The 17,835-nt window shown below is 51.6% G+C and carries 14 protein-coding genes; 9 read left to right on the forward strand and 5 right to left on the reverse strand.

Annotated elements, in window-relative coordinates; all coding sequences use genetic code 11:
- The first annotated feature begins 62 nt into the window (after window positions 1-62).
- The gene (locus AAIG39_RS15595) at window positions 63-2,012 is read left to right on the forward strand and encodes a sigma 54-interacting transcriptional regulator (RefSeq protein WP_343194228.1); all 1,950 of its coding nucleotides are present in this window, start codon (window positions 63-65) and stop codon (window positions 2,010-2,012) included.
- 135 nt (window positions 2,013-2,147) lie between these two features.
- Window positions 2,148-3,005 (forward strand): formate transporter FocA, encoded by an 858-nt coding sequence (gene focA / locus AAIG39_RS15600; RefSeq protein WP_090086210.1) that lies wholly within the window; start codon window positions 2,148-2,150, stop codon window positions 3,003-3,005.
- An 82-nt stretch (window positions 3,006-3,087) separates the two neighbouring features.
- Here the strand turns inward: focA and AAIG39_RS15605 are convergent, their stop codons facing one another.
- Window positions 3,088-4,158 carry an AI-2E family transporter gene (locus AAIG39_RS15605; RefSeq protein ID WP_090086208.1) on the reverse strand — a complete coding sequence of 357 codons (1,071 nt, stop codon included), beginning with the start codon at window positions 4,156-4,158 and terminating at the stop codon, window positions 3,088-3,090.
- Window positions 4,159-4,380: 222 nt separating this feature from the next.
- Between AAIG39_RS15605 and bepA the strand changes: the two genes are divergently transcribed.
- Entirely contained in the window at window positions 4,381-5,844 is a 1,464-nt protein-coding gene (gene bepA, locus AAIG39_RS15610) for a beta-barrel assembly-enhancing protease (protein WP_090086206.1), read from the forward strand.
- 12 nt (window positions 5,845-5,856) lie between these two features.
- Complete coding sequence (arsC, locus tag AAIG39_RS15615) at window positions 5,857-6,216, forward strand: arsenate reductase (glutaredoxin) (protein ID WP_039079691.1); 360 nt, start codon at window positions 5,857-5,859, stop codon at window positions 6,214-6,216.
- Window positions 6,217-6,250: 34 nt separating this feature from the next.
- Here the strand turns inward: arsC and AAIG39_RS15620 are convergent, their stop codons facing one another.
- The 3 genes from AAIG39_RS15620 to upp form a co-directional block, all read right to left on the reverse strand.
- A complete protein-coding gene (locus AAIG39_RS15620; RefSeq protein WP_343194256.1) occupies window positions 6,251-6,952 on the reverse strand; it encodes a DnaA inactivator Hda in 702 nt (233 codons plus the stop codon).
- Between the two features lie 96 nt (window positions 6,953-7,048).
- Complete coding sequence (gene uraA, locus AAIG39_RS15625) at window positions 7,049-8,338, reverse strand: uracil permease (protein WP_090086205.1); 1,290 nt, start codon at window positions 8,336-8,338, stop codon at window positions 7,049-7,051.
- Between the two features lie 273 nt (window positions 8,339-8,611).
- On the reverse strand, window positions 8,612-9,238 hold the full coding sequence (gene upp, locus AAIG39_RS15630) for a uracil phosphoribosyltransferase (protein WP_039079688.1): 627 nt from the start codon (window positions 9,236-9,238) through the stop codon (window positions 8,612-8,614).
- A 277-nt stretch (window positions 9,239-9,515) separates the two neighbouring features.
- Here upp and purM point away from each other — a divergent pair, with 277 nt between their 5' ends.
- From purM to ppx, 4 genes are all read left to right on the forward strand, one after another.
- On the forward strand, window positions 9,516-10,553 hold the full coding sequence (gene purM, locus AAIG39_RS15635) for a phosphoribosylformylglycinamidine cyclo-ligase (protein WP_343194229.1): 1,038 nt from the start codon (window positions 9,516-9,518) through the stop codon (window positions 10,551-10,553).
- Window positions 10,550-11,188, forward strand: coding sequence for a phosphoribosylglycinamide formyltransferase (gene purN / locus AAIG39_RS15640; RefSeq protein ID WP_090086200.1), 639 nt, complete (start codon window positions 10,550-10,552; stop codon window positions 11,186-11,188). Before purM ends, purN begins: the two co-directional genes overlap by 4 nt.
- Before the next feature lie 231 nt (window positions 11,189-11,419).
- Entirely contained in the window at window positions 11,420-13,486 is a 2,067-nt protein-coding gene (gene ppk1, locus AAIG39_RS15645) for a polyphosphate kinase 1 (protein WP_090086198.1), read from the forward strand.
- A 3-nt stretch (window positions 13,487-13,489) separates the two neighbouring features.
- A complete protein-coding gene (gene ppx / locus AAIG39_RS15650; protein WP_090086197.1) occupies window positions 13,490-15,031 on the forward strand; it encodes an exopolyphosphatase in 1,542 nt (513 codons plus the stop codon).
- 2 nt (window positions 15,032-15,033) lie between these two features.
- On the opposite strand, the gene AAIG39_RS15655 is transcribed toward ppx, so the two are convergent.
- Window positions 15,034-17,262, reverse strand: a complete 2,229-nt coding sequence (locus tag AAIG39_RS15655) for a sensor domain-containing phosphodiesterase (RefSeq protein ID WP_343194230.1) — start codon at window positions 17,260-17,262, stop codon at window positions 15,034-15,036.
- 342 nt (window positions 17,263-17,604) lie between these two features.
- Here AAIG39_RS15655 and AAIG39_RS15660 point away from each other — a divergent pair, with 342 nt between their 5' ends.
- A complete protein-coding gene (locus AAIG39_RS15660) occupies window positions 17,605-17,796 on the forward strand; it encodes a YfgG family protein (protein WP_090086194.1) in 192 nt (63 codons plus the stop codon).
- Window positions 17,797-17,835 lie beyond the last annotated feature (39 nt).

The raw sequence follows: 17,835 nt of genomic DNA on the forward strand, positions 1-17,835 counted from the left end.
TTGATTTATGGCTGTTTCTGTCTGCTTTTCTGCACAATTGATTCTGGAAGGATGCAGTATCCATGATTTTACAGCATTTGCTGGAACAGAAAGATAAGGCGTCCGTCCTGCGGGCGTTCATTCCTCTACCCCCTCCGTTCAGCCCCATTCAGTTTGTCGAACTTCGCCTGAGTAATTCGCGATTCTACCGCTGTTTTGATGACGGAAGCGTTGAGTTCTGCACCAGTGAATATGCCGGTTCAATCAGCGACAGCTCAAAACAGGTGATTTTACTTGCCGGGGAAACCATGGCCGAGTTGCGCTTTGTGCGCACCGATGGCGGTAAATTTTGCGAAAAAGACAGCACCATGTTTGCCTGGCTGGCACGCCTCGCGGCGCAAGGTTTAGAGGGCGATATCGAACGCGACAAGCTGGAACAATCCGTTTCGCTGTTGCGCCAGGAACTTGACCATGACCGGGTGCTGGTCGATATCACCAACTCAGTGCTGTCGCATCTGGATATCGATGAACTGGTAGCGGATGTATCGCGTGAAATTCACCGCTTCTTTGGCGTGGATACGGTCGCAATGGTGCTTCGTGATGCCCTGCGCTCGCGCCAGCTTATGTGGAACGCGACGGATTTCAAGGTGCAACCGCCGGAAAGCCAGCACTACCTGTTACGCAGTGAGAGCCAGTTGCTGCATACAGCGCTCAATGAAAATCATGCAACCCTGTTGCAAAAAAAAGACGAGCCGCAAAAGTGGCTAACTGATCCCCTGTTGCAACAACTCGATGCGCAAGGTCTGGAGACGGTTTTTATTCTGCCGCTGGCCTTTAGCCATCAGTCCACCGGTGTGCTGGTGCTGGCGCATCGGGATTTGTCGATTTTTAACGCGCAAAACTGTCGATTACTTCGACAGATTGCCGACAGAATTGGCATTGCTGTCGATAATGCCGATGCCTATCGCAAAGTGACGCATCTGAAAGAAAATCTTAAAAACGAGAACAACAAACTTAACGAGCAAATTCTTTCCAGTCAGAGCTTTGGCGACATTATTTATCAGAGCGACGCCATGCGTGATGTGCTCCAGCAGGTCAATATTGTTGCCCTGAGTGACAGTACAGTGCTGATCCTTGGCGAAACCGGTACAGGGAAAGAGGTTATCGCCCGCGCCATTCACCAGATGAGTCTGCGTAAAGATAAACCGCTGGTGAAAATCAACTGTGCCGCTATTCCATCAACCCTGCTGGAAAGCGAACTGTTTGGTCACGATAAAGGGGCGTTTACCGGGGCGATCAACACTCACCGTGGACGCTTTGAAATGGCGGATGGGGGGACGCTGTTCCTTGATGAAATCGGCGATATGCCGATTGAACTGCAACCTAAATTACTGCGTGTGCTCCAGGAGCGAGAGATCGAGCGCATTGGCGGCACCCGCACCATTCCCGTTAACGTCCGGGTCATTGCCGCGACTAACCGCGACCTGAAACAGATGGTCATCGACCGGGAGTTTCGCAACGACCTGTTCTATCGCCTGAATGTCTTCCCGCTGGTGTTGCCGCCGCTGCGCGATCGCCCGGAGGATATCCCTCTGCTGGTAAGGTATTTCACGCAAAAGCTGGCGCGCCGTTTGAACCGTCAAATCGACACCATTCCTGCCGATGCAATGCGTCAGTTGATGCGCTACGAGTGGCCCGGCAATGTGCGCGAACTGGAAAATATCCTGGAACGTGCGGTGTTGCTCTCACGCGATAATACGCTGAGCCTGCATTTAAATGCGCAACCCAGCAGCATGGTACAGCCCGTGGCCCATGATCCTTTTCCTTTTCCCCTCCCCCGCGTGGCGGAAATGATGCATACCGAACCGCCGGAAAACGATGAAGAGGAACGTCAGCGCATTATTCAGGTATTGCGGGAAACAAACGGTATTGTCGCCGGGCCGCGCGGCGCAGCGTCAAAATTAGGAATGAAACGCACCACGCTATTATCACGTATGCAGCGTCTGGGTATTAGCGTGCGGGAAGTATTGTAATTTTACTCCTGAGTTTAATTGTGAGCGAATTAACGCTTTACAGGCGATACCAGCAATATAGCTGGTACGCCCTATGCATATAAATGCGGGTCTCGATATAGCTCCCACATTTATGTATAGACTCAGGAGATTCTCATGGATACCAGCAATGCTTTTGATCTGCGCCTTCCCGCAGAAATGGCAAAGGTCGCCGAACAGGCAGGTTTATATAAAGTCAGCAAGAAGAAAGAGTTGTCATTCTTTCTCGCGGTCACGGCTGGTGTATTTATTTCCATCGCGTTCGTTTTCTATATTACCGTTACGACCGGGCCTGCCCCGGCAACCGCACTGGCAAAACTGGCGGGCGGCGTCTGCTTCTCGCTGGGCCTCATTCTGGTTGTGGTCTGTGGCGCTGATTTGTTCACATCGACAGTATTGACGGTAATGGCAAAAGCCAGCGGGTTAATAAGCTGGCGACAGTTAATTATCAACTGGATAATCGTCTATTTGGGTAACCTTGTCGGTGCGCTTTTTTTTGTCGCCCTGATTTGGTTTGCTGGTCAATATATGAGTGGCAACGGTCTTTGGGGATTAAATGTATTACAGACCGCTGACCATAAAATGCATCATACATTCGTTGAAGCCGTCTGCCTGGGGACATTATGTAATTTAATGGTGTGTCTGGCCGTATGGATGAGTTATTCCGGACATACGCTAACCGATAAAATCATGGCGATGCTGTTGCCGATCGGCATGTTTGTCGCCAGCGGCTTCGAGCACAGCATTGCGAATATGTTTTTAATCCCGCTTTCTGTTGTTATTCGTTATTTTGCACCCGAAGGATTCTGGACCAGTATTCATTCCAGTCCGGAAAATTTTCCGGCATTAACGGTGAGCAATTTTATCACTGCCAATCTGATTCCGGTGACTATCGGTAATATTATTGGCGGCGGACTGCTGGTTGGGATTACCTACTGGATTATCTATTTACGTAATCAAAATAACGCGCACTAAACGCGCCCCGGATAGCGCTGCGTCTATCCGGGCTACGGGGGGGAGCCCCGCTAAGCATAGCGCCAGCGGGGAAGATACCAGATCAGACGTGATGGTCATCAACCACCACGGTATCCGGCCATGCGTGAATGACTGCCTGCACCAGCGTCGCCAGCGGGATGGCGAAAAATACGCCCCAGAATCCCCACAGGCCACCAAAGATAATCACTGACAGGATAATGACCAACGGGTGCAGGTTAACGGCTTCGGAGAACAACAGCGGCACAAGCAGGTTTCCATCCAGCCCCTGGATTATCAGGTAGACGGCAAAACAGCTCCAGAACTCGGTGCCCGCGCCAAACTGGAACAGTGCCACGCCAATCACCGGGATGGTGACCACAAATGCGCCGATGTAAGGGATCAGCACCGAGAACCCCACCAGTACCGCCAGCAGCAATGAATAGTTAAGACCAAAGAGCAGAAAACCTAACCATGTCGCCACACCGACGACAACCATCTCCAGCACTTTGCCGCGAATGTAGTTGGTTATCTGCTGGTTCATCTCTTTCCAGACCTGCCCCGCCAGCCCACGGTTACGCGGCAACACGCGGCGCACCGCATTGAGCATCTGTTCTTTATCCTTCACCAGGAAGAAGACCATCAGAGGTACCAGAACGAGATAGACCGCCAGCGTCAGCAATCCGACAAGGGATGCAAGGGAGTATTTCACTACCGAATCCCCCAGGCCCAGCATTCGGGCGCGCATGTTTTCTGCCATGGCATCAATGATGCCCGCATCCATTAACATCGGATAACGTCGGGGGAGCGTGGCGGCATAATCGGACAGTTTATTGAGCATCCCTGGCATGTCGCGAATCAGATTCATCCCCTGCTGCCAGGCAACCGGCATCACAACAAAGGCCATAATCATCAGGATGCCGACAAACAGCAGCAGTACCATTGTTGCTGCCCAGCGGCGGGAGAAACCGATTCTTTCCAGACGAACGGTTGGCCATTCGAGAAGATAAGCCAGCACGATGGCGACCAGCAGCGGGGCGAGAAGACCACTAAAGAAGAAGAGAATGACAAAACCTGCCACTAAAATGACCAGCAGCGCGATCGCTTCCGGGTCGCTAAAGCGACGGCGATACCACTGCATCAACAATTCAAGCATATGTTCCTTCCAGGAGCCGGATTGACCGGTGTGAGTTCAGGAATTGTATCGAAATGACACAAAAAAGACTTCGCTTTTCGTCGCCTTTACAGGAAACATGGTGAGCGGGTAAAACAGTGTCATTCCCTCATCAGGGCGGATAAACTCTCTGTTTTATTTCGCCGGAACGAACCCCGGCGCCTCAGGTCAAATGATTACCCCAAAAATTACAGGATTGAGGTTATGTTCAGGCAGTTGAAAAAAACGCTGGTCGCAACCCTTATCGCCACGCTGACGCTCGGCCAGATGATCCCCGCGTTTGCGGATTCTGCAGACAGTCTGCCCGATATGGGAACCTCCGCAGGAAGCACTCTGTCCATTGGCCAGGAAATGCAGATGGGCGACTATTATGTTCGCCAGTTGCGCGGCAGCGCGCCGCTGATCAACGACCCTTTACTGGTTCAGTACATCAACGGACTGGGCATGCGCCTGGTCTCACATGCAAATTCGGTAAAGACCCCGTTTCATTTCTACTTAGTCAATAATGACGAAATCAACGCCTTTGCCTTCTTCGGCGGCAACGTAGTACTGCATTCGGCGCTGTTTCGCTATGCGGATAACGAAAGCCAGCTGGCGTCGGTAATGGCGCACGAAATTTCCCACGTGACCCAACGCCATCTGGCACGGGCTATGGAAGACCAGAAACGTAGCGCTCCCCTGACCTGGGCTGGCGCACTGGGTTCCATTTTGTTAGCCATGGCAAGCCCGCAGGCCGGGATGGCAGCGCTCACCGGCACGCTGGCCGGTACACAGCAGGGTATGATTACCTTTACACAGCAGAACGAACAGGAAGCGGACCGCATCGGGATTCAGGTTTTGCAACGCTCCGGCTTTGATCCGCAGGCAATGCCGACATTCCTGGAAAAGCTTCTTGATCAGTCCCGTTACGCTTCACGCCCACCGGAAATTTTGCTGACGCACCCGTTACCGGAAAGCCGTCTTGCCGACGCCCGAAACCGCGCCAATCAGATGCGCCCGGTGGTCGTGCAATCCTCTGAAGAGTTTTACCTGGCCAAAGCCAGAGCGTTGGGTATGTATAACTCGGGGCGTAATCAGCTCACCAGCGATCTGTTAGATGCCTGGGCGAAAGGCAATGTGCGTGAACAGCATGCCGCGCAATATGGTCGCGCTCTACAGGCTATGGAGGCGAAGAACTTCGCCGATGCGGCTAAAACCCTGCAACCCCTGCTGAGTGCCAATCCGACAAATGCCTGGTATCTCGATCTGGCGACCGACATTGATTTAGGGCAGAACAAAAGCACCGAAGCGATTAACCGTCTCAAAAATGCAGCAGAGATCAAAACCAACCCGGTATTGCAGCTCAACCTGGCAAACGCCTATCTGACCGGCGGTCAGGCTGCAGCAGCAGAGGCGATACTCAACCGTTACACCTTTAACTGGAAGGATGATGTCAATGGCTGGGAGCTGCTGGCACAAACGGAGGCCACATTAGGCCATCGTGATGAAGAGCTGGCGGCGCGCGCCGAAGGGCTGGCGCTGACGGGCAAGCTCGATCAGGCCATTACATTACTCGGAAGCGCCAGTTCGCAGGTCAAATTGGGCAGTCTGCAGCAAGCCCGTTACGATGCGCGTATCGACCAGCTTCGTCAGTTGCAGAAAACATTCCGCCCGTATCAGAAGATGTAACAAGGAGAACCGATGACAGACGCGGTGAAAATTTACCATAATCCTCGCTGCTCCAAGAGCCGCGACACCCTCAGCTTGCTGAAAGCCAATGGCATTGATCCGCAGGTTGTCCTGTATCTGGAGACACCACCAGATGCCGACACGCTCAAAGCGCTGTTGAAGATGCTGGGGATGACCAGCGCGCGGGAACTGATGCGCCAGAAAGAAGATCTCTATAAATCACTTGGGCTGGGAGATAGCCATCTTTCAGAAGAGGCGTTGTTACAGGCGCTGCTTGATAATCCCAAACTGATGGAGCGTCCGATCGTTGTGGCGAACGGGAAGGCGCGTATCGGTCGTCCGCCAGAGCAGGTCCTTGAGATCGTCTACTAACGCCACAGGCCCGGAGGTACGATGCTTGCCGGGCCTACAGCTTCAGAATGTCTTTTACGAAGGGAATAGTCAGCTTACGTTGGGCGGTAATTGACGCGCGGTCGAGCTGATCGAGCGTATCAAAGAGCGTGCGCATTTCGCGATCCAGCCGCTTGAGTAAAAAACGTCCTACATCTTCCGGTAACTCAAACCCGCGCAGGCGCGCCCGTAGCTGTAGCGCCTGTACTTTATCTTCGTCCGAGAGCGGTTGCAGCTTGTAGATTTGCCCCCAGTCGAGGCGCGAAGCCAGATCGGGCAAACCCAGATTCAACTGACGCGGAGGACGATCGCCAGTGATCAGTAGCCGCGTTTTGCCTGATTCCAGGATACGGTTATAGAGATTGAAAATTGCCATCTCCCAGGGTTCATCGCCTGCGACACACTCTATGTTATCAATGCAGACCAGCGAGAGATGTTCCATCCCTTCAATCACTTCCGGCACAAACCAGGTACGTTTATCGAGCGGCACATAGCCGACCGCATCACCACGCTGTGAAAGCTCAGCACAGGCAGCATGAAGCAGATGGCTACGTCCTGCCCCTTCACGCGACCAGAAATAGATGTATCCGCTATGATCCTGGCGCAGGACATTTTGCAACGCCGCCAGCAAAGAAGGGTTATCGCCCGGCCAGAAACTCGCAAAAGTTTCATCGTCAGGAAGATAGAGTGGCAAGGAAAGTTGCGCCGGTGTGTTCAGACGTACCTCAACAGGGCTTTAACAAAACGCGGTAAGTTTATCATAAAACTTTACCGCGTTTGAACCGGGCGTGACGCCCGGTTTGCAGAGCAACGATTAATGCTGATTTGCTTCGCTGTCTTCGGCGTCCAGTACCACTTCTTCCGGACGCAGGACACTGATCAGTTTGAAGATCAGGCTCAGCGCAACACCGACGATGGTCGCCAGCGCCATACCCTTGAGTTCAGCCGCGCCGATGTGTACTTTCGCGCCACTGACGCCGATGATCAGGATAACGGACGTCAGGATCAGGTTTTGCGCTTTGCTGTAATCCACTTTGGATTCGATCAGCACGCGAATACCCGATGCACCAATTACCCCGTACAGCAGCAGAGAAACACCACCCATCACGGGTACCGGGATAATCTGAATTGCCGCCGCCAGCTTACCCACGCAGGAGAGCAGAATTGCGATGATGGCCGCGCCACCGATAACCCAGGTACTGTATACGCGGGTGATCGCCATAACGCCAATGTTCTCACCGTAAGTGGTGTTCGGGGTTGAGCCGAAGAAACCGGAAATAATGGTTGAGAAGCCATTGGCAAACATGGAACGGTGCAGACCCGGATCACGGATCAGATCGCGTTTCACGATGTTTGCGGTAACGACCAGATGGCCCACGTGCTCAGCAATCACCACCAGCGCCGCAGGCAGAATAGTGAAGATAGCAAACCATTCGAAGCGCGGCGTGTAGAAGGTTGGCAGCGCAAACCAGTGCGCATTGGCAATCGGCGTGGTATCAACCACACCCATGGCAAATGAGAGCGCATAACCAGCCAGCACACCGATAAGAATCGGGATTATCGCCATAAAACCGCGGAACAGTACGGAACCAAACACGGTAACGCCCAGGGTTACCAGTGAGATAAGTACGGTTCTGGAATCAGCAGACTGGCCTTCCGCAGGCAGCAGACCGGCCATATTGGCAGCAACACCGGCCAGCTCCAGACCGATGACGGCAACGATTGCGCCCATTGCCGCAGGCGGGAACATCACGTCCAGCCAGCCGGTACCTGCTTTCTTCACAATGAAAGAAACAATGCAGAACAGCACGCCGCACATGATAAAACCACCCAGCGCCACTTCGTAGCCCAGCGGCAGAAGCAGCAGTACCGGCGAAATAAACGCAAAGCTCGATCCCAGGTAAGCCGGAATTTTGCCCTTACAGATGAAGAGATAAAGCAGCGTTCCGATACCGTTAAACAACAGTACGGTGGCCGGGTTTATATGAAACAGGATTGGCACCAGCACGGTTGCGCCAAACATAGCGAACAAGTGCTGCAAACTAAGCGGGATTGTCTGTAAAAGCGGCGGTCTTTCACTCACCCCGATAGCACGGCGCGTCATAGTGTTTTCCTCTGAGTGTTGTTGTTTATCCCCGTTACACTTCTGGCCGCAGATGCGTTGACCGTACTCGTCCACCCGAATCACTTACCTGCGTAAGATAATCAGGGTTCGCTCGCTTGCCACCATCTGCAACTCGAATTGTTCAGGGTATATGTTCCGCTCATCACGCATCCCGCAGTTTTGTGGACTGCGTAATGCAATCAGGCGGATTCTGTTCTGGTTTACGCCAAAAAAAAGCCGACTTTCAAAGTCGGCTTTTGATTTTTAAAGCATTTATTTCGTACCAAAGATTTTGTCGCCGGCATCGCCGAGGCCCGGAATAATGTATCCGTGCTCATTGAGGCCCTTGTCAATGGACGCGGTATACAGTTCAACGTCCGGGTGCGCTTTCTCCAGCGCAGCGAGGCCTTCCGGGGCAGCAACCAGCACCAGCACTTTGATGCTGTGGCAGCCTGCATTTTTCAGCAGGTCGATGGTGGCAATCATAGAACCACCCGTTGCCAGCATTGGGTCAACGACCAGCGCCATACGCTCGTCGATGTTAGAAACCAGTTTCTGGAAGTAGGGCACCGGCTCCAGGGTCTCTTCATTACGATAGATACCCACTACGCTGATGCGTGCGCTCGGAACGTGTTCCAGCACCCCTTCCATCATGCCCAGACCGGCACGCAGGATAGGGACTACGGTGATTTTTTTGCCTTTGATTTGTTCGACTTCTACCGGGCCGTTCCAGCCTTCGATAGTCACACGTTCAGTTTCCAGATCAGCAGTCGCTTCATAGGTCAGCAGACTACCGACTTCTGAGGCGAGTTCACGAAAGCGTTTGGTGCTGATGTCATTTTCACGCATCAGGCCCAGCTTGTGTTTGACGAGTGGGTGTTTTACTTCCACGACCTTCATACTCTTCTCCTTCCCCAAAACGGTGGCAGCCACAAAAAAAATCGCCGGATTATACCGCTTTTTTTCCGCCATGCTACAGGTGCGGCGTTGATCCGGATCAAACAGACTGGAAAAGAGTATACCGTAAGAATCCTCGGCGGCCTGAAATAATGGACTCGCAAACGTTTGCCTTCACTGTTAGAATTGCGCCGAATTTTATTTCCAAAACCGGATTAGTTCGGGTAACAGCCTGAAATATGACGGGTGAACCGCAAGCAAACGCGTGGGGACTCAAGCAGTGACCGATAAAACCTCTCTTAGCTACAAAGATGCCGGTGTTGATATTGACGCAGGCAATGCTCTGGTTGACCGAATCAAAGGTGTGGTGAAGAAAACCCGTCGTCCGGAAGTCATGGGCGGTCTGGGTGGCTTCGGCGCGCTGTGCGCATTGCCGCAAAAATATCGTGAGCCAGTACTGGTTTCCGGCACTGACGGCGTAGGTACCAAACTGCGTCTGGCGATGGATCTGAAACGTCACGACAGCATCGGTATCGACCTGGTGGCCATGTGCGTGAATGACCTGGTCGTTCAGGGCGCAGAACCGCTGTTTTTCCTCGACTATTACGCTACAGGTAAACTGGATGTCGACACCGCCGCAAGCGTAATCAATGGTATCGCGGAAGGCTGTCTGCAATCAGGCTGTGCGCTGGTGGGCGGCGAAACCGCTGAAATGCCAGGCATGTACCACGGCGAAGATTATGACGTGGCGGGCTTCTGTGTCGGCGTCGTTGAAAAATCAGAGATTATTGATGGTTCCAGAGTAGCCGACGGTGATGTCCTGATTGCACTGGCGTCCAGCGGTCCGCACTCCAACGGCTACTCTCTGGTACGTAAAGTCATCGAAGTGAGCGGTTGTGACCCGGAAACCACGCAGCTTGAAGGCAAATCCCTGGCCGATCACCTGCTGACCCCGACCCGTATCTATGTGAAATCGATCCTTGAACTGATTGAAAATGTCGACGTGCATGCCATCGCGCATCTAACCGGCGGCGGCTTCTGGGAAAATATCCCGCGCGTACTCCCGGACAACACCCAGGCCGTGATCGACGAGTCCTCCTGGCAATGGCCGGCGGTCTTCAACTGGCTGCAAACGGCAGGCAACGTCAGCCGTCATGAGATGTATCGCACCTTTAACTGTGGTGTCGGTATGGTTATCGCTCTGCCTGCTGATGAAGCAGATAAGGCCATCGCATTCCTCAATGACAAAGGTGAAAACGCGTGGAAAATCGGTATTATCAAAGCATCCGATTCCAGTGAACGCGTGGTCATCGAATGAAAAACATTGTGGTGCTCATTTCCGGCAACGGAAGCAATTTGCAGGCGATAATAGATGCCTGTAAGCAGAAGAAAATAAATGGCACCATCCGGGCAGTATTCAGTAACAAGGCCGACGCATTCGGCCTTGAGCGCGCGCGGGAAGCGAATATTCCCGCCCATGCGCTTCTTGCCTCTCAGTTTGCCAGTCGCGAAGCATTCGACCGCGAACTGATGCAGGAGATTGATGCTTACGCTCCGGATCTCGTTGTGCTGGCTGGCTACATGCGTATCCTCAGCCCGGCTTTCGTGGCGCATTATGCCGGTCGCCTTATCAATATCCACCCTTCCCTGCTGCCTAAATATCCCGGTTTACATACCCACCGCCAGGTACTGGAGAACGGTGATGAAGTTCACGGCACCACCGTGCATTTTGTTACTGACGAACTGGACGGCGGCCCGGTGATTTTACAGGCGCAGGTGCCGGTGTTTGAGGGCGATACCGAAGAAGACGTAACCGCCCGCGTCCAGACTCAGGAGCATGCGATTTACCCACTGGTCGTGAGCTGGTTCGTCGATGGCCGTCTGTCTATGCAAGAAAATAAAGCCTGGCTTGATGGCGTTTGCCTGCCAGAACAGGGCTACGCAGCCGAGTAATCCTGTCTTTTCTTTGCCTGCGCGTAACATAGCGTTGCGCGCAACACCTTTCTGCGGGTAAAACCGGATTACTGTCATACTTATCTGTCACAGTTGGACATCTAATGGCAAAGCTCGCCATAATATGGGTGTCACTCAAACGAACGCCAACACGTTTACCTGCACACGAGGACACTGCCATAACGAGAAGGAATTGCCGTGTCCCGAGAGTTAACCGGAGTGTAAGTTGTAATGGGTCAGGAAAAACTATATCTGGAAAAAGAACTAAGTTGGTTGTGCTTTAACGAGCGCGTTCTGCAGGAAGCGGCGGATAAGAGTAACCCGCTCATCGAACGTATGCGCTTTTTAGGAATTTACTCCAACAACCTTGATGAATTTTATAAAGTTCGCTTCGCTGAACTTAAACGCCGTATCATTATTAGCGAAGAACAAGGACAAGGAACCAACACCCATTCACGCCACCTGCTGGGTAAAATCCAGTCTCGCGTACTGAAAGCCGATCAGGAATTTGACGGTCTGTATAACGAGTTACTGCTGGAAATGGCGCGTAATCAAATCTTTTTGATTAACGAACGCCAGCTTTCCGCCAATCAGCAAAACTGGCTGCGCCACTACTTCAGACAGTACCTGCGCCAGCACATCACGCCGACACTGATTAATCGCGAAACCAATCTGATTCGCTTCTTAAAAGACGACTATACCTATCTGGCTGTGGAAATTATCCGTGGCGATGATATTCGCTACGCCCTGCTGGAGATTCCGTCCGATAAAGTGCCGCGTTTCGTGAACCTGCCGCCGGAAGCGCCGCGCCGCCGCAAGCCAATGATTTTGCTGGATAACATTCTGCGTTATTGCCTGGATGATATCTTCAAAGGCTTCTTTGATTATGACGCGCTGAACGCCTACTCGATGAAAATGACCCGTGACGCCGAATATGATCTGGTGCACGAGATGGAATCGAGCCTGATGGAGCTCATGTCTTCAAGCCTGAAACAACGTCTGACAGCAGAGCCGGTACGCTTTGTGTATCAGCGTGATATGCCCGATGCCATGGTTGAGATGCTGCGTGAGAAGCTGACCATTTCCCGCTATGACTCCATTATTCCGGGCGGCCGCTACCATAACTTTAAAGACTTCATCAGCTTCCCGAACGTCGGGAAAGCGAACCTGGTGAACAAACCGTTGCCGCGCCTGCGCCATGTCTGGTTTGATAAGTTCCGCAACGGCTTTGATGCCATTCGCGAGCGCGATGTGCTGCTCTATTACCCGTATCATACCTTTGAGCATGTGCTTGAGCTGCTGCGCCAGGCGTCGTTTGACCCCAGCGTACTGGCGATAAAAATCAACATTTACCGTGTGGCGAAAGACTCGCGCATTATCGACTCTATGATCCACGCCGCCCATAACGGCAAGAAAGTGACTGTGGTGGTAGAGTTACAGGCTCGTTTCGATGAAGAAGCCAATATTCACTGGGCGAAGCGTCTGACTGAAGCCGGCGTGCAGGTTATCTTCTCGGCGCCAGGTCTGAAAATTCACGCCAAGCTATTCCTGGTGTCGCGTATGGAAAACGACGAAGTGGTGCGTTACGCTCACATCGGTACCGGCAACTTTAATGAAAAGACCGCACGTATCTATACTGACTATTCGTTGCTGACCGCCGATGCGCGTATCACCAATGAAGTGCGCCGGGTGTTTAACTTTATTGAGAACCCGTACCGTCCGGTGAATTTCGATTATTTGTTAGTATCTCCGCAAAACTCGCGCGACTTACTGTACAAAATGATCGATACCGAAATTGCTAATGCCCAGAAAGGCAATCCGTCAGGAATTACTCTTAAAATCAACAACCTGGTAGATAAAGGTCTGGTTGATCGGCTGTATACGGCCTCCAGTTCTGGCGTGCCGGTCAATTTACTGGTGCGCGGTATGTGCTCGCTTATCCCTCAACTGGAAGGTATCAGCGATAATATTCGTGTAATTAGCATTGTTGACCGCTTCCTTGAACACGATCGCATCTATATTTTTGAGAATGGCGGCGATAAAAAAGTGTATCTGTCGTCTGCTGACTGGATGACGCGAAACATCGATTACCGTATTGAAGTAGCGGCGCCGTTGCTCGATCCGCGCCTTAAACAGCAGGTACTGGATATCATTGATCTTCTGTTCAGTGATACCGTCAAAGCACGCTACGTTGATAAAGAGCTGAGTAATCGATACGTGCCGCGCGGCAACCGCCGTAAAGTACGCGCACAGCTCGCGATTCATGAATATCTGACATCACTTGAACAGTCTGACTAATCTATGCCGATAAACGAAAAGACAGCACGACCGCAGGAATTTGCTGCGGTCGACCTGGGTTCGAACAGTTTTCATATGGTGATTGCCCGCGTTGTTGATGGCGCAATGCAGATCATTGGCCGTCTGAAACAACGCGTCCATCTGGCGGATGGCCTAGACAGCAATAATATGCTGAGTGAAGAGGCTATGGAGCGCGGTCTCGCGTGTCTGTCGCTGTTCGCAGAACGCCTGCAGGGTTTTGATCCTTCGAGCGTATGTATTGTAGGGACCCACACGTTACGTCAGGCGCTCAACGCACCGGAATTTCTCAAACGGGCGGAAAAGGTTATTCCCTACCCTATTGAAATCATCTCTGGTAACGAAGAAGCGCGCCTGATTTTTATGGGTGTCGAACACACGCAGCCGGAAAAAGGCCGCAAGCTGGTTATTGATATCGGCGGCGGTTCAACTGAACTGGTCATTGGCGAAGATTTTGAGCCCAAACTGGTGGAAAGCCGTCGTATGGGCTGCGTCAGCTTCGCGCAGCTTTACTTCCCTGGCGGAACCATCAATGCGGAAAATTTCCAGCGCGCCCGCGTTGCGGCAACGCAGAAACTGGAGACACTGGCCTGGCAGTTCCGAATTCAGGGCTGGGATGTCGCGCTTGGCGCTTCTGGCTCCATTAAAGCGGCTCACGAAGTTCTGCTGGCATTAGGGGAGAAGGATGGTTCTATCACCCCTGAGCGCCTCAAAAAACTGGTTGCCGAAGTCGTGAAGTTCAAAAACTTTAGCGAACTGAATGTCCCCGGTCTTTCTGAAGAGCGTAAAGCGGTCTTTGCCCCTGGTCTGGCCATTCTCTGCGGGGTATTTGACGCGCTGGCGATTAATGAGTTACGCCTCTCAGACGGCGCGCTGCGCGAAGGCGTGCTGTATGAAATGGAAGGCCGTTTTCGCCATCAGGATATCCGCAGCCGCACGGCGCAGAGCCTTGCCAATCAGTACAACATCGATCGTGAACAGGCGCGTCGCGTACTGGAAACCACCATGCATATGTACGATCAGTGGCAGGCGCAAAATCCGAAGCTCGTCAACCCGCAACTGGCGGCGCTACTGAAATGGGCAGCCATGCTGCATGAAGTCGGTTTAAATATTAACCACAGCGGTATGCATCGCCACTCGGCTTATATCCTGCAAAACAGCGATCTGCCCGGTTATAACCAGGAGCAGCAGCTGATGATGGCAACACTGGTGCGCTATCATCGTAAGGCGATCAAGCTGGATGATTTACCGCGCTTCGCGTTATTCAAGAAAAAACACTACCTGCCGTTAATTCAGCTTTTGCGCCTTGGGGTGTTGCTTAACAACCAGCGTCAGGCGACAACGACGCCGCCGACGCTACGCCTTAAGACCGATGATAGCCACTGGACACTGAGCTTCCCGCATGACTGGTTCAGCCAGAATGCACTGGTTCTGTTCGATCTGGAACGGGAACAGGAATACTGGGAGGCCGTCACCGGCTGGCGACTCAAAGTCGAAGAAGAACAATCGCCAGGCGTGGCGGCATAAAATCAGGCCGCCTGGATCTGCTCTGGCAGATTTTCCAGCGGCTCTGGTTTGCCAATCAAATATCCCTGTAAATAATCGATACCCAGCGCAACCACTGCGCTGCGTATCTCTTCATTCTCGACAAACTCCGCCACAACCCGCATCTTTTTCATGCGCGCCAGATGACAAATAGAGGCGACAATCTGGTAATCCAGACTATTTGAAACGATATTGCGGATAAAACTACCGTCAATTTTCAGGATGTCGGCATTCACATTTTTCAGCCGCGAATAGCTGGCATAGCCGGTGCCAAAATCGTCTATCGCTACGCTACAGCCCATTTTTTGCAGCTGGCCGAGGGTTTGATTTGCCTGCTCGATATTCGTTAACGAGTTACTTTCGGTAACTTCGAAGATCAACTGCCATGCCTCAACGCCATATTTATTTAACAGGCGGCCCACTTCCAGAGAAAACTTCCCCCGGCACACGGAGGCAGGCGAGAGATTAATAGCGAAACGTTGCGCAGGTAGCATTGCGCGATGAGCAGACATAAAACTCAGAACATGCTCCACAACCCAAAGGTCGATACGTGACGACAGGCCGAACTCATGGGCTACAGGCAGAAAATCATTCGGCGTAATGTACTGGCCATTCTCTTCATTCATTCGTAGCAGAATTTCATGATAATTGTCGCCGCGCATCCCGGCGATGGGCTGCGCCAGCAAACTAAAGCGATTCTCCTCAAGCGCCAGCTGCAGGCGGTTCATCATTTCCACTTTATCCTTGAGGCTACGCTGGAGATTAGCCGCCCCACGATGCTGCAGACTTTGCGGATGGTTTGTCGCCAGGGACAAGTCCGCAATGGTACTCAATTCACCAAGCAGCAAGTAGAGATGCTGCACCGGTGAGCGTACATAGCAATAGCTCATACCTACCTGTGGCTGCAGCGGCATATCATCCCAGAAGAAACGAAACGCCTTAATATGGGCATCCAGCGCGTCTATACGGCTCTGGTGCGACTGTGCGTTAAGGCGAATAGCCAAATCATGACCAGAAAGATGGTAGACACGTTCATCATCATCAAGCCTGTTTTTAAGCCAGTCTGACAATTTTTGCTTGTACTGAATGCGCAGCATCACGCCATAGTTACGCCCCAGGACTTCCAGTTCTGGCACAGATAAATAGCAGAGCACAGACCAGGGCGAACCCGCCAGCGCGCGATTAAGGGCGCGCAGATTGGGTATCTGAACAACGGGATCAAGATAGGCAAGACGACGAGCACGGGCGTGAACATGCCGTTGCCGGGTTGCCAGTACCGATACACAAAGAATGATAAACGAGTAAACCAGGTAGCTCGACGAAGCGATAGCCAACTGAATTTCATAAGCCGGGTAGACGGGAAGATAGTGATAAAAATAGTGTACCGAGACAATCAATAGCAGCGTCCAGATCACCGAGACAAACCGGTATCCATAGCTCAACGCTCCCCACAGCATGACAGGTAACACCAGAGAGAGTGTATAGTTGGTGCTGAAAATGGAGCTATTTTCATTCAGTGGCATGAGCAGGAGTGTGACCAGTCCAGTCAGGATACTCAGCCATATAACCATCTCAAAGCGAGTCACTTTCGGATCGAATTCATGCCGCAGTTGCGATAACCAGCTACGCAGATAACGTGGATGGCGAATGATACGAACAACCAAATAGCAGAGCGGAATGCCGGTCATCGTACCGACCAGTAATGCCTGATAATCAATCAGTAAATGAATATTTAACGACAATATATCAGTCTTACTAAAATCCGTTTCATACAACGCCAGCCAGATAACGAACTCGAGAATAATCAAATAAATCGTTGCCGGGCAAAAGACCTGCCAGAACATGCGTTGGGCAATAAAGGCGGCATTTCCGTAGGCAATATTTTGCCGACGCGTAACGAAAACACGATAACCGCCCCAACTGATTACCACGGGAATAACTAAATGAAAGATTTGCGCGACAAGTTCAGAGATATCATGCATGCCGATATTCAGTACCAGCGCAAGAACCATACCGGGTAGGGCTGCCCAGCCAAAGACCACCATCAGGCTGAACATCAGCGCCATTGGCAGAGAGAAAAGTACAACCGTTTCCCCTGCGACATGCGTATAGGTATTTGCCAGGTTAAACAGTGGCAGCAAAAAACATGGCAGTACAAGCGGTAATGCCCACCATTTATCTTTATGCTGATGATATTTTTTCAACGGAGTCATAGATGCTCGACAAAAAAACCCAGAATCCCGATGGGTATTTCAGGCAGGCATCCAACCTGACTGTACGCGTGTAAATAGCAAATGAGCGTGAATTTTAGTTCTGTAGGTCAACTAGTGATTGATGCACATCAAATAAAACTCGCCGAATTAATTAATTTTTACGCTTTTTAAAAAGAGATGCAGATTAGCATTCATAGCTTAAATACTTAATTTATTTTGTATAAAATTGATTAATATTTTCTGCTTATGAAATTTTATCTGGCGAAGAATTGACCTTATCCGCACTCTGTGCCTTAATGTGACAGTCGCCCTTTATTCAGGGTAAACCTTAAGGAACCTTTTGTGAGTCAGGCAACCCCTATGCGAAAACGACATCGATTTGACAGTCGCATGACCCGTATCGTACTTCTTATCAGCTTTATCTTTTTCTTTGGTCGTTTTATCTATTCCTCAATTGGTGCCTGGTATCATCATCAGGATAAGCTCCAGTCACAGCAAGTAAGCCAGACTATCGATTCCTCTGCACAACGCTAACGTACTGTTTTTATTCGCACACGTCTTTACGTGGGATTT

The sequence above is a fragment of the Phytobacter palmae genome (genome assembly GCF_039409775.1).
GTDB classification, from domain to species: domain Bacteria; phylum Pseudomonadota; class Gammaproteobacteria; order Enterobacterales; family Enterobacteriaceae; genus Phytobacter; species Phytobacter palmae.

What these genes read in the sequence shown, in the direction of transcription:
- AAIG39_RS15595 (WP_343194228.1), top strand. Translation starts at nt 63, where the DNA reads ATGATTTTACAGCATTTGCTGGAACAGAAAGATAAGGCGTCCGTCCTG.
- focA (WP_090086210.1), top strand. Translation starts at nt 2,148, where the DNA reads ATGGATACCAGCAATGCTTTTGATCTGCGCCTTCCCGCAGAAATGGCA.
- AAIG39_RS15605 (WP_090086208.1), bottom strand. Translation starts at nt 4,158, where the DNA reads ATGCTTGAATTGTTGATGCAGTGGTATCGCCGTCGCTTTAGCGACCCG.
- bepA (WP_090086206.1), top strand. Translation starts at nt 4,381, where the DNA reads ATGTTCAGGCAGTTGAAAAAAACGCTGGTCGCAACCCTTATCGCCACG.
- arsC (WP_039079691.1), top strand. Translation starts at nt 5,857, where the DNA reads ATGACAGACGCGGTGAAAATTTACCATAATCCTCGCTGCTCCAAGAGC.
- uraA (WP_090086205.1), bottom strand. Translation starts at nt 8,338, where the DNA reads ATGACGCGCCGTGCTATCGGGGTGAGTGAAAGACCGCCGCTTTTACAG.
- upp (WP_039079688.1), bottom strand. Translation starts at nt 9,238, where the DNA reads ATGAAGGTCGTGGAAGTAAAACACCCACTCGTCAAACACAAGCTGGGC.
- purN (WP_090086200.1), top strand. Translation starts at nt 10,550, where the DNA reads ATGAAAAACATTGTGGTGCTCATTTCCGGCAACGGAAGCAATTTGCAG.
- ppk1 (WP_090086198.1), top strand. Translation starts at nt 11,420, where the DNA reads ATGGGTCAGGAAAAACTATATCTGGAAAAAGAACTAAGTTGGTTGTGC.
- ppx (WP_090086197.1), top strand. Translation starts at nt 13,490, where the DNA reads ATGCCGATAAACGAAAAGACAGCACGACCGCAGGAATTTGCTGCGGTC.
- AAIG39_RS15655 (WP_343194230.1), bottom strand. Translation starts at nt 17,262, where the DNA reads ATGACTCCGTTGAAAAAATATCATCAGCATAAAGATAAATGGTGGGCA.